We start from the raw sequence: 14,957 nt of genomic DNA on the forward strand, positions 1-14,957 counted from the left end.
CTTCCCCTCCCGAGTCTTATTAACTATAAACTTGGATCTTCGCGCCGATATGGATATGCGGATCGTAGAGCCAGGTGTCCGCCTTGAGGTCGACGTAGGAACGCTTAAAATTGCTGACGTCCATCATCGCGACCAATTGCGCTTCCAGCCCGTGATAGTCAATGCCTCCTCGTATTTGGAAGGTCGTATCGTTGGTGAACTGCGGATTCCTCCACACCAATTCCATATCGCCTTCCAAGCCGAACCGGTTAATCTTGAGGCCGGACTGGATCTGATGGGCATCCACGTAAGTCGTCTGGCTAGCAACGTCAAACCCGAGAGCCGTCAGCTCCAATTGTCCGCTTATCGACCAGTCGGCGGTTCCGATCTCGTTCGCCTCGGCCTCGCCCTCAAGACAGAGAACGCAAGCGTCCTCCTCATCGATATCGATCATCGGCAGCTTGTTCAGCAAGTCGACGACTTCCTTGAACGGGCCGTCCGTTATCGTGCCGACTTGAAGTCCGGCAACCCCGCTGAACCCGCTGCGGAAGTCGGCGCCGAGCTTCGCTTTGTGGGCGACAAGTCCGGTATTCGCGATCTTCGCGTCCCCTTCTACGCTGACCTCGACGGCTTTGGGCATGATACTGCCTTGCCAGCCGAGCTTCAACCCGAACGTATCGATCGAGAAAAGCGGATTGTCCATCTCCAGAGGGTAACCGAACAGCTTGCCATCCTCGACTTCCCCGCCGAGATCGAGCTTGCCGTCCATAAACCCGTAACCGACGGACACCGAGGACACTCCCTCAATTAACGTCCCCAGATCCAGGTCGACGGCCGATTCTCCCTCGATCGCCATATTGTCGGGCTCATATTCCATGACGACGTCGAAATCGGTCGGCATGAACTTCAATCTTTTTTTCAAATCGTCCAACGCGTTAGAGTTCAGTTGTTCCATGATATCGTCGAATCCGACGAGCATCGTTCGGACCTTCAGCTTGCCGTCGTCCTTGCCCCCGCCCGCTTCATAGGACATCGATCCGAGAGCGGCCTCGATTCCGAACTTGTCGAGCGCGGAAGAGAATTTCTGAAGTTCCTCTCCCTTGTCGAAGAGAGATACATCGAACGAACGGCTGTTTAAGCCCGCTTCGATCTTCACGTTCCAAGGCAGGCTTCCGGCTGCGTTGCTGACCCATCTGGTCACGGACGGCAGCAGTCCCATATGCGTGCCCTGAACGTTGACATGAAGTCCGGAGAACGAGAGTTCTTTGTTGCCGGTCCACTCCATGACCCCTCCGGTGTCATAGAGGAAGTGGTCCACCGAGGTGTTGCCGCGGAAGACGACATCGTTGCCCTTGGCGTCGATGAAGTCGCCGTAGATCGTCGCGAATCCGAAGTTGCGCGATTGCTGGCCGGCGGAGTTCGTGACCGATAGGTTCGTTGTCAGTTGCCTGCCATCCTTATGGATGAGCACCAGCTTATGAATCCCGATCGATTGATTGTTGCTGAACGTAACGCTGAGCTGCTTGTCGTTCGCGCTGTCCAGGCTCACTTTCTTGCCGTCCAACTGGACCGTCTTCACGTTCGAAAGCCCTATTCCGTTCACGATCAGCTTGGTCATGCCCAGCTTGGATGCGGTTATCCCGCTCGGCACGGCGTTATAGAGCGCGTAATCGACCGATTGGATCTCCGGAGCCGGGGACATCGCTTCGATCGAACCGTCCTCTTCTCCCGCTCCTCCGATCTCGTAAGTCCGTTCGGCCGCCGCTTGTCCGGGACCGGTCAGGACGACCTTGTGCTTGCCGACCGTCATCGGACTGAGCTTATAGGAGATATGATAGGAACGCTGAAGCGTCTGGCTGATCTCGTCGAAGCTGTTGATCAAGTCTTCCAGCTCGGAAGCCCCGATATAGCTTCCTCCCGTTGCTTCCGCCACGTCGCGGAGCGTCTCGTAGCCGGCGCCGAAGCCGATCGCGAACACCGTAATGCCCGCTTGGTTCGCCTTCTTGATGATGTCCGCGCGCGTATTCGGGTCCGAGAACTGATCGTCCTCGCCGTCGGACAACATGAAGATGACTCGTTCGCCGGACTCTCGGCTCAGCATCTCGATTCCGGCGTCGAACGCAGGCGCTATGCTTGTTCCCCCGTTCGCTTCGACGGTCCCGACGGAGAGCCGGGTCGACTTCACGTTGCCGGATATCGGGCTGAGCACTTCGGTAGTATCGGAGAACAGCAGGACTCCCGCGCGCTCCGAAGCATGTAAGCCGTCGAGGAAGTTCTGCACGGCCAGTTTGGCCGTCGGAAGCCTCGAGCCGTCTCCCATCGAGCCGCTTCGGTCCATAATCATCAGAATATTGCGTTCGTAGCTCGTCGACTCTCCGATCTTGTCCATCTTGAAGTCTCTGACGGCCAAGTTATTGTCCAGAATAGACAAATCGGATCTCTTCAGGTCGTCGATGTTGTCCGCCGTGACATAGAGGTCGACGTTCCCATCATCCGTCGCGTGCACGGAAGAGATGCGAATGCTCGTTTTTCTCAATTGGATCAACTGATTGCTCAAATGAACGGCATAGCTTCTCTCTTCGTTCGACAATTCCCGTTCGTTCAAGCGTTTGCCTTCGATCGGCCGGAAGCTTCGGTAGACTTCCGTCGTGAGCTCATTGCGCGTCTGAATGTCCTGAAGAGTCTGCTCGGCGGGGTCCTTCGGCAGCTCGCGCAGGGCTTGAACATAGTACTGCTGGGCCGTCGTCAGCCTGCTCGGATCGTCCGCAATCGAACGAATGAGCTCGGAGGAACGTTCTTCTTCGTGAATCGCGTAATAGTAACGAGAGAGAAGCAGCGACACTTCGGGATCGCCAGAGCTCTCCATCGGTCCGAGAATGGCATAGGCCAGGTGTTTGTTCAGGTTCACGTCGGCGGGAAGGGAACGGATTCGCTCATAGGCGACATTAGCCGCTTCTTCGTCGCCGGATCGAACCTCCTCGGTCCATTCCTTCACGACCCGCTGCTGGTCCCGCTCCGCCAGCAAACTCGCTTTCTTGTATTGGGGCAGCGACTGCCATAACTCGGGATCGACCGTCGACGCGTCGCCGTTCAGCAGCAGATCGCCAAGCATGGCCGCCGGTTCTTCCGCCTCCGGATAGTCCTGCAGCAGCTCCACAAGAAGCGTCTGAGCCGCGGCCTCGTCACCCAGATAGATCGCTGCTTGGGCAAGCGCGTTCTTCTCCTGCGGGTCGTCGGTCTCCTCTTGCATCGCTTGCTGGAGCAGCTGCTCGACGTCGGCTTCCGTCACTCCGCCATTCGCCGTCTCCTTCAACGCATATTGAAGCCGATCCGGGTCAAGCTGAGCCAGCAGCTCCAGCCTCTCGGCCTTCTCTTTGCCCAGCGATTGGCCAATCTTCTGCCGCAGGAGCTTAGCTCCTTCGCTCGAGGCGCGCGCCGCTGCGTCATTGGCCGCCTCTTCCGTCCCTTCCGCCTCTTCCGACCCTTTTTCCGAAGCGTTCCGAACCGGCAGATTCTGTGCTAAAGCCGTTATCTCGGCGGCTTTCAAATAAGGAGTTGAACGGTTCTCCTCCCTTGCCTCTTGGACAATCGCGGTTCCGAGCTCCATCTGTCCCGCATTCAGGTAAGCCAGACCGAGCATTATTTTGCTATCCGCTGAAGGGATGTCGGCCCACAGCTTCTTGGCCTGCATCAGGGCAAAATCCGGCTGCTCCTGTTCCAGCCAGACGGACATCTTGTACATGGAGTCGGCTTGCGCCTGCCGCGGAAGCTGGCCGGAGTCTCTCTCCCCCAACAGGTTGAAGGAGGCCATGGCAACGATTGCCATGCCGACCGTCAAGGCTCCAAGCCATTGTCCGATCTTAAAAGAGGGACGGAACCAGCGCAGCGCGAACGCTAAAGCGATTAAGCAAACGGCGAGTACGATAAAGCTGATTAGCGTTCCGGTCAGCCAAGGATTATTCGGCATGGGCTTGTCCCTCCTTCAATCGGCCGAATATTCTCTGAGCGGCGAAAGACAAGGTCAAGAATATGACCGTGATCAAGCCGATCGCGAGTCCGGATTGCAATCCGTCATACCCGATTCGCTCGGCAGCTTCTTCGCCATAGCGAATTCCGACGCTGAAGTAGGCAGCCGAGGCGGCGAGCACCAGAATCGCTCCGATCACGCTAATGGCATAGACAGCGACGCTTCGGAGGCGGATTCGGGTCAAAGCATACAAGTAACTGAGCAATAACGCGAAGCTAAACCAGTTCCATCTTAGATCGGAGCTCAATCGCGACGCCCGATCGGAGACGCTCCCGTTCGTGCCTTCGACCTCATCCGAGCCCTCGGGGCCGCCGGCGGACAAGCCCTCCCATTCGCTTATCTTCAGCGGACCGTCGGCCTGCAAGAGTTGCGCCGATCGGGGTCCTCCGATCTCCCAGGTGCCGCCCAGCGAGTAAATCTGCTCTTGAAGCAGGACGTTCGGAACGACCGCATAGGAGGCCGGATCCTTGTTGTACATCTGCCACACCGAGCTCATCGTGGTGAGGTTCGGATTATACAGGCGATCCGGCCCGACGAGGCTCCAACCGATCACCATAAGGGCGAACACCAATGCGTAACTGCCCGCCAGGACGGCTGCGAAGCCTCTGAAGCTTAGGACCCAGCTCCCCCATTGAGTCGACGAGAGCAGCTTCCAGCCTCCTATTCCGACGGCCATTCCGATGGAGCTGACCAAGAACGCGTAGATAAACGTTCCTGCCGGCTCTGCATGATAATCCAACGTATATATATCGCTGCCGAACGCCAGCTTCGGCTTGCTGTGCAAGACAGAGATCGCAATCGTCACCATGATCGCGTATGTAAGCCCGAATGCCGCAACCCAACCGAGCCTTCCCATTTCCGTTCTCGAATACCGGCGGACGAGCTTCCGGCTTCCGTAGCCGAGCAGGATTGCCAGCGCCAGGAGAACGCCTAAATGAAACAGCAGCGGAAAGTGAATCGAGAAGGAGGCCGCAACCGGCTCTTGCCCGGATGGCCGAGTCATATAGCTCCCGGAGATCCTCCCTCCGCTTAGAAGAATCATCTGCAGCCGCCAGGAATCCGCCAGTTGCCCGGAGAAAAAGGCGGCTTGTTCCGGCGAGATGCCGAACGAGGACTTGAGCAGGCGGTACAGCATGTCCTGCAAGAACTCGCTTCTCTTCGCAAGAACGGCGAAAAACCAGGCAACGCCTGCCCCGAGCATGCCAAATAACGCCGCGGCTGCGGCGAACGAGAGAGACCAGCCTCTCAAGGAAGTGTTCGCCGTCGCAGGCATGACGGTTGAATGGACGTTAGCGGGTAAGGGTGCTGCGGCAGGCGGATTGGCGGCTGTTGCAGGAGAGAGGGGCGCTTGCTCCCGCTGATCCATCAATTGCTGGTCTGAGGCTTGTACGACTTGCTCAGCTTGCTGCGCCGGCTCTTGCTCTGCTGGATCTTGCGCCACTAGTTCCTGCCCTACTAGCTCTTGCTCTATTGGCTCTTGCTCTACTGGTTCTTGCTCTTCAGTCTCGACAACAGCCGAGCGTTGCTCCGGGAACGCCTCGTTTCTTGGAGATGCATCGATGCGTGCGCCGCACTTCCCGCAGAACTTCCCTCTTGCCTCGTGGCCGCAAGCTGCGCACTTCATGATAAAATATCCCTCCATCGCCTTAATTCAACATTTTATCCCACCATTATACATATGATGAGTATTTAGCACTATACCAAAAGTTGTATATATCTCTTTTCCTGGGGATCATTTCCGTGTATATTAGAAGCAAATCTCGTAGAAACGGAGAGCAGACTCGATGAGCAACTTCCTCGATAAGTTCAAGAACGGCGCCGCGAAAGTAGCCGATAAAGCCCAGCAGGCGCTCGAGATCAATCGTTTGAACGCCCAAATCTCCAACGTTCGCAAAGATATTGAGAAAAACCACTCCCTTATGGGACAATTGGCATACGAGGCCTACCGCAACGGCGATGTGGCTCAAGCCACGGACAAGCTCGTGGAATTGAGCCAGCAGATCGACCATCATCTGGCGACGGTTGCAGGCCTGGAGCTGAAGATCCGCGAGGTCAAGAACGAGAAGGCCTGCCCGGGCTGCAATGCCGTCGTTGCTTGGGATGCGAAATTCTGCGTCTCATGCGGCCATAAATTCGAAGTTGTGGCAGCGACTAACGTGCCTGTTCCGGCCCCTGCCGCCTTGATCCAGCATTGCTCATCCTGCAACGAGCCGTTGCAGCCCGACAGCCGCTTCTGCGAGAATTGCGGCACGCCGGTATCGAACTGATCCTCGCATATGTAGAGCCCGCCCAGCCGGAATAGTCTCCGGTGACGGCGGGCTTTATTTCATTTTCTTCCGCTAACGCCGATTTATTAAGAAGATCTTCAGAAATTTGATGAACGGATCTTAAGATTCTCCCATTACAATGAGAATAAAGAACGGCTAGTCCGCAAGGGGGAGAAAGGGTTGCAGCAGCGCACGGTGCTGATCGTCGACGACGATAAGGAAATACGAGATGCAATAGAGATCTATTTGAAGCATGAAGGCATATCCGTTCTCAAAGCGAAGGACGGCTTGGAAGCTTTGGAGACGCTGGAGTCCGGCGAGGTGCACCTGATTATCCTGGACATCATGATGCCTCGTCTGGACGGCATCACGGCAACCTTCAAGATTCGCGAGACTCGAAATCTTCCGATTCTTATGCTAAGCGCCAAGAGCGAGGACAGCGACAAGATCCTCGGGCTCCATGTAGGGGCGGACGACTACGTGTCCAAGCCGTTCAATCCGATGGAGCTCGTGGCACGGGTGAAGTCCCTGCTTCGAAGATATGTCACGTTCGGCTCCTACGAAGGCGCGAAGAAAACGATCGAGCTTCGCGGCCTCGCATTGGATCAGGCTACCAAGGAAGTCACCGTGAACGGGGACGCGGTCAAGCTGACGCCGATCGAGTACAAGATCGTGGAGCTGCTCATGACGAACGCGGGACGAGTCTTCTCGATTCAGGAAATCTATGAACGCGTCTGGAAGGAGCCGGGCTACAACGCGGAGAATACGGTTGCCGTCCATATCCGCAAGATCCGCGAGAAAATCGAGATCGATCCGAAATATCCGAGATTTCTGAAGGTGGTGTGGGGAATTGGTTACAAAATGGAAAAGTAAGCCCCCTCTTTTCCTCTATGCGCTCTTGTTGACGATCGGCCTGAGCGGGCCATTAACGGTATTCGACCAAGGAGACTTCTATTTCCATCAAAACTACTACCATACCCCGGAATTTCGGCAGCAGCTGGACCAATACGCTACCCTCCTGAATTTGTTCGAGCTCAATGCGCCGTCTCCTGAGGAGCTCAAAGCCTCCATCAAGGTAGAAGATAACGAAATTACCGACTATCGCAACCAGTTAGGTTCGCTTACGGACCAGATCGATTCGCTTCGCAACGAATATGATCCTCTCATTCAAAGCGCGACCGACGAGAAAAACTCCGCTGCGGCCGACTTGTACCAATCCGAGAGGGACCGCAAGCTGGATGACCTCATGAAGCTGTACAAAGATGACGATTCGGTAAGGGCGGCGATCCGGAAGGAAAAGGAGCAACGGGTAAACAGCTACTTCGAGCATCGGGAAGCGAATCGCGCCGAATACAATCGTCTTCAAGTCAGTTTCGACTTCTACATGAGGAATGATTCGACCGGCGTTGTCCATACGAACCTGAATGCCTCGGATGAACAAGCGGCACGGAAGGAGTTGTACGGCAACGATCACGTCTATGCCTCCCGTTATCAGGTAGATGCCGAACATTCGATCGATTATTGGATTGAAGGCCATGTTATGCCGGACACCGCGTTCGTCCCGTATCAAGGCTGGATCGGGGTTCCGAAGTACAGTCCTCTCTCGTTAGAGGCCGCCCAATATCGACGGAAGCAGCTGAGCCTGCTTGCCTATGGGCTTATCGGCATCGCTCTGCTCGTCCTATGCTTGTATCGATTCAGGGATTTCCTGTCCGTCCGCGGGGAGACAAGCCAGAATTCACCCGCCCGCTCCTATTACCGAAAGCTTCCGTTGGATGTCAAATCCCTGCTGCTCGCCGGTTCGGCTATGTTGACGCTAATCTTGCTGGGGAGCAAGACGGATGAGTTCCCCCTTTTGTTCGAAACGCCATTGTCAAGCGGCGGGCAACTGGTTGTTACGCTCTTGTTCGCCGCGCTGTTCCTGACGTTAACCCTTCTCCAAGCCAAACTCCTGGCGAGCGAGCCGCTAAGCTGGGAGCATGTCCATAAAGAATGGCCGCGAACTCTTTTGAAGCGGGGAAGCGAGCGAGCGAGGTCCGCCATCGATCGTTTCTTGGAACAGGCTAAAGATACTTTTCTGTATAAAAGCACGGGAACCCGACTGCTCGTTCTTGCTTCCATCATGGGCGGGCTCGGCTTTATCGCGGGGTGGACCGCGCTTTCCTTCGTTCGCGACGGCGTCTACTCGTTCTTCCTTATGGCGCCCATACTGGCTGCGGCGGGGGGAGTATTGTTCTTCCTGTCAACCCGGCAGTTCTCCTACTTAAACCGGATCGCCAAGGCGGCGGACGAGTTGGCCGCGGGCCGAACGCCGAATGAGCTTCCCCGTTCGGGGAGCGGCGTGCTCGCTGCTCTGGCGGCCAATATCAACGAGCTAAGACGAGGCGTCAAGGCGCTTCAGAATGAGCAAGCCAAGAGCGAGCGCCAGAAGACCGAGCTCATTACGAACGTCAGCCACGACCTGAGAACTCCGCTTACTTCCATCATCACCTATGCCGAGCTGCTGAAGTCGGAGAATGCGACAACCGAGGAACGCGCGGCTTATGCGGAGATCATCGACCAGAAGTCGAAGCGCTTGAAGACGATGATCGACGATTTGTTCGAGGTGTCGGCCATGAACAGCGGCAACGCAAGGCTGACATTGGAGCGAACGGACCTCGTTCAGCTCATGCAGCAAGCCTTGGCGGAGTACAAAGAGGCGATGGACGGCTCCAACGTGCAATTCCGCATCTCGCTGCCGGAAGGCCCGATCTACGCGCATGCGGATGGGCAGAAGCTATGGCGTTCGTTCGATAACCTGATCGGGAACATGTTGAAGTATTCCATGGAGCATACGCGAGCTTATATCGCGATGCAGTTGTCGGAACGGCAGGAAGTGAGGATTACGTTCAAGAACGTCTCGAGGTTCGAGATCGGCGATAACGCCGAGGAGATGTTCGAGCGATTCAAGCGCGGGGATGCGTCGCGCCATACGGAGGGATCGGGGTTGGGGCTGGCGATCGCCAAGTCGATCGTCGACCTGCATGAAGGACGGTTGACGCTCGAGACCGACGGGGATTTGTTCAAAGCGACCGTCCATCTAAGAGCGGAAGACTATCCGGCTTCGCAAGCCGCTCAAGCTTAGAAACAGCCCGCCTAGCCGGAATGTCCGGTTACGGCGGGCTGTTTTTCTCGACGCTATTCTTTCTCGCGAATCCAAACCGCCATTTCTCCCGGCGTCCGGTTCCCCCAATAGGCGTAGGGAACCGCCGAGATTGGGACGCTCGTTCTCTTGCGCATAACGGGCCGGTACAGTTCGCCCTCCCAGTCAGGCTCGGAACGCAGTCCCTCTCCGGACAGGACCACGATCCCGCCCAGCACGTCCTCCCGATAAGCCGCCGATAATTCGGAGTCCGCGGGAAGGCGAATATCCGTAAGCTCCGGCCCGTTATCCTCTTCTTCCAAGCAATAAACGAGCGGTCCGTATTGCAAGGCGATCTTGCCGGCATTCTCGTGCACCTTGGGATTCGATTCGATCCTCTCGACGACCATGGGCAAATCCAGCTTGATGTCGTCGCCGTCCGACCACTTTCTGCTGATCCGCGCATAGCCATTCCTCACGATCGCCTCCAGCGGAAGCGCTTCTCCGTTAACCGTCATGCTGGGATTCCGGCACCAGGAAGGGATCCGGAAAGAGAGCGCGCAATCGATCGGATCGGCCGTCCGCAGGCGAATCCGAATCTCTCCGTTCCAAGGATACCGGGTCTCCGTTCGCAGGTTCAGCTCTCGTCCTTGAACATGGAAGGCGCTCTCGTTGGAAGCATAGAGATGCATGGCAATCTCCGTCCCGTTCTGCGTAAAGAAGTAAGTATCCAATGAAGTCAGCAAGCGCGCAATATTCGGCGGGCAGCAAGCGCAGCCGAACCACGGCACGCGTTCGGTCTTGACATGCTGCATATCGTATCGATAATGCGCGACGGCAGGATGAACCTCCAGAGGGTTGACGTAAAAGTAGCGGGTTCCGTCCAGCGAAATCCCGCTCAGGACCCCGTTGTACAGAACGCGTTCCATCACATCCCCGTAACGGCCGTCCTGCTCGAGCCGAAGCATTCGGGAAGCCCACATGACGAGCCCGATGGAAGCGCACGTCTCCGTATAGGCCGTGTCGTTCGGCAGATCGTAATCGACCGTAAACCGTTCGGCATGGCCTTGCGAGCCTATTCCTCCCGTAATGTACATCCGTTTGGTCGTCACATGATCCCATAGCTTGCGAAGCGCCTCGGTCAACGTCTCGTCTGCATAAGCCAACGCGAGATCCGCCATGGCCGCATACAGGTACATGGCGCGGACGGAGTGTCCTTCCGCCGTCTCCTGCTCCCTCACGGGAGCGTGCGCTTGATGGTAATCCAGGTCGAACCATCGATCCTTGGACGGACCGCCGAACCCGGCGTCCTCTTTGAGGAAACTCGGCTGCTTGCCTCGCTCTTCGATAAAGTGCCGGCTTAAATCCAGATACCTTTGTTCTTTGGTCGCCCGATGCAGCTTGACCAGCGCAAGCTCGATCTCCTCATGACCGCAGTACGCCTGAATTTGGCCCGACTGCGGCCCCATGATCCGGTCGATATAATCGGCGTAACGGCACATCACGTCCAGAAACTTCCGCTTGCCCGTGGACTCGTAGTAAGCCACCGCGGCCTCGATCAGGTGGCCGGCGCAATAAAGCTCATGCCCGAACGAGAAGTCCTTCCATCTCCGGTCCGGAGCGGCGACCGAATAATAGGTGTTTAGGTACCCGTCCGGCTTCTGCGCGCGCCCCATCAGATCGACGACCGCATCGACGACGGCCTCGAGCCGAGGGTTCGGGTCGTGCCGCAGGCTATGCGCGGCCGCTTCGACCCACTTGGCAACGTCGCTGTCCTGGAATACCATTCCATAGAAGGTCCCCGTCTGCTCCCCTGCCGAGATGCGGAAATTCTCGACGGCATGGCTTGGCTCCGCGCCTTCGATTTCGTCGTTCAGCGCCTTCCATTGATAAGGAATCGTTTCTTGGACGGTTCGACGGACTTTGGGCTGCCAGAATTGATCGATAAGCCTAACATTCATAACGATAATTCTCCTTTCAACGGGACGACGCTTGTGGCGCTCAAGCTAATTTTTCAATCCGGTTAGCGTAATTCCCTCAACGAAATACTTCTGACCGATCAGGTAGAAAATGACGCCGGGAGCAAAGGACAGGCATGTAGCCGCCATCGTCAGCGACCAGTCCGACTTTAATTGACCTCTAAAATTGGTAAGCCCCAAAGCGATCGTGTATTTGTCGCTCGAGTTGATGTAGATCATCTGTTGGAGCAGATCGTTCCATAGGCCGATGAAGATAAACAACGCGACGACGATCATGGCAGGCTTGATGGCCGGGATAATAATGCTGAACAGGATACGGAAGGATCCGGCGCCGTCGATCGTGGCCGCTTGGTCGAGCTCTCTCGGGATCGAGCTGATGAACTGGCGGATCAAGAAGATATTAAAAGCGCCGCCGCCGCAAAAATAAGGCAGAATCAGCGGCAAGTAGCTGTCATGGAGCCCGAGTCCCCTCGTCCAGGCAATGTACAGCGGAATCAGGGTAACCATCGCCGGCAGCAGCATGGAGCCGATGCATAGAGCCCAGATCAGCTGCTTCCCCCGGAACCGCAGCCTCGCGAAGGCATAGCCGCACAAGGTGGCCGTGAAGGTTCCTGCCAAGCAGGAAGGAACGATAATGATCATGGTGTTCAACAAATATTTCCAAAACTTGAAGACTTCCAACGTTTTCTCGTAATTAGAGAACAGCCAATCCTTAGGGACAATCGACGGAGGAAACTTGTAGATCTCGGAGTTGGTCATCAAGGAAGTACGGAAGATCCACCAGATCGGAAAGAGAACGAGAAGGGCAAAGAAAACGATGAGAATCAGCGTAATCCCATTCATCGTTCGTTGGCTGCGTTTCTTGCTCTTTAACCGGACATAGGGCGCTTCGCTCATCTGTCGTCGCCCCCTTCGTAGAAGATCCACCGGTTAGAGGTCTTGAACAGAACGGCGGTGAAAGCGGCCAGAATGGCGAATATGATAAAGGTCGTCGCGCAGGCATAGCCCAGCTTGTAATTGACAAAGGCTTGGTCATACATCAGATAGGTCATGAAGCGCGAGGAGTTGCCCGGACCTCCGTTGGTCAGAGCAAGAGCCGGCGTAATGACCTGGAGATTGGCTATCAGGCTCATTAGCAGGTTATAAAAGATAATCGGCGACATGCAGGGCAAGGTGATGTGCAGGAAGCGCTGCCAGCCGTTCGCGCCATCCATCTCGGCCGCTTCGTGATAAACGCCCGGAACGTTCTGAAGTCCGGCCAGAAAAATAACGATCAAGTTCCCTGCCAGCCAAACCGCGATCAGCGAAAGGGAGGGGATGACATACCGGGAATCCGCGATAAACAGAATTTTGTTCAATCCGATCTCGGAGAGAAGAAAATTGAAGAAGCCGAAATTCGCCTCGTAAAGCCAGGACCATCCCACGTAGATGGCGACGGCCGGCAGAACGTAAGGTACGTAGAATACGGCCCGAAAAAAACCTCTTCCCGGAATTTTGCGGTTGAGCAGCATCGCGATGAATAGAGAATAGATCATGCTGCCCGCGACGGATAAGACAGCGAAATAGATCGTTGCGATAATCGAATCTTTCAGATAAGGATCGGCGGTAAACAGCTTGACATAATTATCGAAGCCGATCCATTCGGGCCTCTTCAGGCCGGTCCAGTTGGTCAAACTGATTCCGAGCACTCCCGCTAGCGGCAGATACGTGAGGAAGATCAGTCCGAGGAAGGCCGGGATCAAGCATAGATAAGCGACCCGTTCCTCGCTCTTATGAAGGCGGGAACGACGCTTCGGCAGTTTATTGATGGTTTCCATATCTCGCTCCCCTTCTCATCTTAGAAGGATGACCGCCGCTTGGGCGATCCAGGGCGGTCATCCTTCCTATCATCTGTTAGTTCTGGCCGTTATGGGCGGCTTTCAGAGCATCGAGATTCTTGGCGATCGCGTCCTTGGCGGTCGTCTTGCCGGTCCATACATCCCCAAGAACCGACGAGAGCAGCGTATTGAATTCCGTCGTATGGTTCGTAAAGAACCAGGAGGCCGGTCTCGCGGCAGAGGATTGCGCATAATCGACGACCGCGGACTTGTATTCGTCATACGTCGGGAAGTTCGGATTGTCGACCCATTTGTGGGTGAGCGTTTCGTCCTTGTACCACTTCTCTAGCGTCGGCATCCAGATGCCCGAGCTGATGAGTCCCCAGTTGTTCTCTTCGGAGTTGTACCATTTGAGCCATTCCATCGCTTCTTGCGGATGCTTGGTTTGGGAGAAGACGACGTTCGCGCCGCCCGTATTGAGAGTCACTTTATCCTTCATGTAAGGCAGCACGGCAACTCCGTAGTTCAAGCCCTTCTCCTTGGCCGTATTCAAGCTGGTGCCAACGTTCCACGCGCCGTTCGTAGCCATGGCAACCGTTCCCGCGATGATCGTGCGTTGAATGCCGTCGTCGGTTTGGCCGACGGAGAGCGGAGCGACATGATCCTTCAAGTACAGATCGGCAACCTTCTGAATCGCTTCGACGCTTGCGTCTTCTCCGATTCTCACCTCTGTCCCGTCTTCGGAATAGAACCCGCCGCCGTTGCTCAGGACCCAAGCTTCCAACTGCCACGCCAGATTCTCGACGGATGCGCCATACTGAACGATACTCTTCGAATTAAAGCCGTCCTCGCCTGGATGCTTGCCGTTCTTGTCGATCGTCAGCTTCTTGGCGGCGTCGACGAATTCGTCCCATGTCCATGCCTTATCCAACGCGGACGGAGGATATGCCACCTTGGCTTTGTCGAACATGTCTTTGTTGTAATAGAGAAGAAGGACTTCATTGGCGGCGGCATAGGCTACCGTCTTGCCTTGGTACTTATACGCCAAGCTGTCCAGCGGCTTGCTGTCGCTTCCTTCGTACATGGCGCTGACGTCGTTCAGCATGCCTTCGGAGGACCATTGAATGACGCCATCCTCCTTCATCATCCCCGTATCCGGCAATTGGCCCGCCGTTGCCTCCGTATTCAGCTTGGTCATGTAGTTCTCCCAAGGAATCGAGACCACCTTCACTTCGATTCTGTCTTGGGAAGCGTTGAACTTATCCGCTACCGCCTGCGTTACGCTTCCTTCTTCCGCGCTCCCCCACATCGAATACGTGATCTTGACTTTCTCCGTCTTGGCAGGCGTCTTCTCAGGCGCAGTGGAAGCCTCTCCCTCCGATGAAGCCGGTGTCTTTGTCGAAGCCGGTGAAGCCGTGTTTGTCTCGTTATTCCCGCAGCCGATGACGCCGATCGCCAAAGCGGCCGTGAGAAATCCTGCTCCTAGCTTCTTGCCTACTTTCATTGCCCCGCTCTCCCTTCGTCAATCGAAAATAATTATGTCTAATCGTTTAACCCGTTTCCTTGTGCACGTAAGGCTCTCAAGTTAAACGTTTAGCATCTTTAACCTGCTTCCTCCCCTAGCGCTGAGCTTTGTGCGATTGACACTGTTCAGGAAAGCGCTTTAATGGAATTGTGCCATGAAATAGAGCCGGGAAAAACAACTTATTCCAACCTGATTTTTAATGATTTCAACCTTACTTCCTAGCCGCGGAATTGAATGGGGGT

The 14,957-nt window shown here is 55.7% G+C and carries 9 protein-coding genes; 3 read left to right on the top strand and 6 right to left on the bottom strand.

Annotated elements, in window-relative coordinates; all coding sequences use genetic code 11:
* Positions 1 to 19: 19 nt before the first annotated feature.
* On the bottom strand, positions 20 to 3,946 hold the full coding sequence (locus ELR57_RS24290; RefSeq protein ID WP_126961895.1) for a VWA domain-containing protein: 3,927 nt from the start codon (positions 3,944 to 3,946) through the stop codon (positions 20 to 22).
* Positions 3,936 to 5,630: a hypothetical protein gene (locus ELR57_RS24295; RefSeq protein ID WP_126961897.1), complete on the bottom strand. Its 1,695-nt coding sequence runs from the start codon at positions 5,628 to 5,630 to the stop codon at positions 3,936 to 3,938. Before ELR57_RS24295 ends, ELR57_RS24290 begins: the two co-directional genes overlap by 11 nt.
* 160 nt (positions 5,631 to 5,790) lie before the next feature.
* Between ELR57_RS24295 and ELR57_RS24300 the strand changes: the two genes are divergently transcribed.
* From ELR57_RS24300 to ELR57_RS24310, 3 genes are all read left to right on the top strand, one after another.
* Positions 5,791 to 6,273, top strand: coding sequence for a zinc ribbon domain-containing protein (locus ELR57_RS24300; protein ID WP_126961899.1), 483 nt, complete (start codon positions 5,791 to 5,793; stop codon positions 6,271 to 6,273).
* Positions 6,274 to 6,453: 180 nt separating this feature from the next.
* Positions 6,454 to 7,146 (top strand): response regulator transcription factor, encoded by a 693-nt coding sequence (locus ELR57_RS24305; RefSeq protein WP_126961901.1) that lies wholly within the window; start codon positions 6,454 to 6,456, stop codon positions 7,144 to 7,146.
* Entirely contained in the window at positions 7,124 to 9,397 is a 2,274-nt protein-coding gene (locus ELR57_RS24310) for a HAMP domain-containing sensor histidine kinase (RefSeq protein ID WP_126961903.1), read from the top strand. Before ELR57_RS24305 ends, ELR57_RS24310 begins: the two co-directional genes overlap by 23 nt.
* Positions 9,398 to 9,450: 53 nt before the next feature.
* Here ELR57_RS24310 and ELR57_RS24315 read toward each other — a convergent pair whose 3' ends face one another.
* The 4 genes from ELR57_RS24315 to ELR57_RS24330 form a co-directional block, all read right to left on the bottom strand.
* A complete protein-coding gene (locus tag ELR57_RS24315) occupies positions 9,451 to 11,355 on the bottom strand; it encodes a glycoside hydrolase family 127 protein (protein WP_126961905.1) in 1,905 nt (634 codons plus the stop codon).
* Positions 11,356 to 11,400: 45 nt separating this feature from the next.
* The gene (locus ELR57_RS24320) at positions 11,401 to 12,270 is read right to left on the bottom strand and encodes a carbohydrate ABC transporter permease (RefSeq protein WP_126961907.1); all 870 of its coding nucleotides are present in this window, start codon (positions 12,268 to 12,270) and stop codon (positions 11,401 to 11,403) included.
* A complete protein-coding gene (locus tag ELR57_RS24325) occupies positions 12,267 to 13,190 on the bottom strand; it encodes a carbohydrate ABC transporter permease (protein WP_126961909.1) in 924 nt (307 codons plus the stop codon). Before ELR57_RS24325 ends, ELR57_RS24320 begins: the two co-directional genes overlap by 4 nt.
* A gap of 76 nt (positions 13,191 to 13,266) precedes the next feature.
* A complete protein-coding gene (locus tag ELR57_RS24330) occupies positions 13,267 to 14,694 on the bottom strand; it encodes an ABC transporter substrate-binding protein (protein ID WP_126961911.1) in 1,428 nt (475 codons plus the stop codon).
* Between the last annotated feature and the right edge of the window lie 263 nt (positions 14,695 to 14,957).

Origin of the sequence: Cohnella sp. AR92, from assembly GCF_003990975.1 — a bacterium.
GTDB lineage: Bacteria > Bacillota > Bacilli > Paenibacillales > Paenibacillaceae > Cohnella.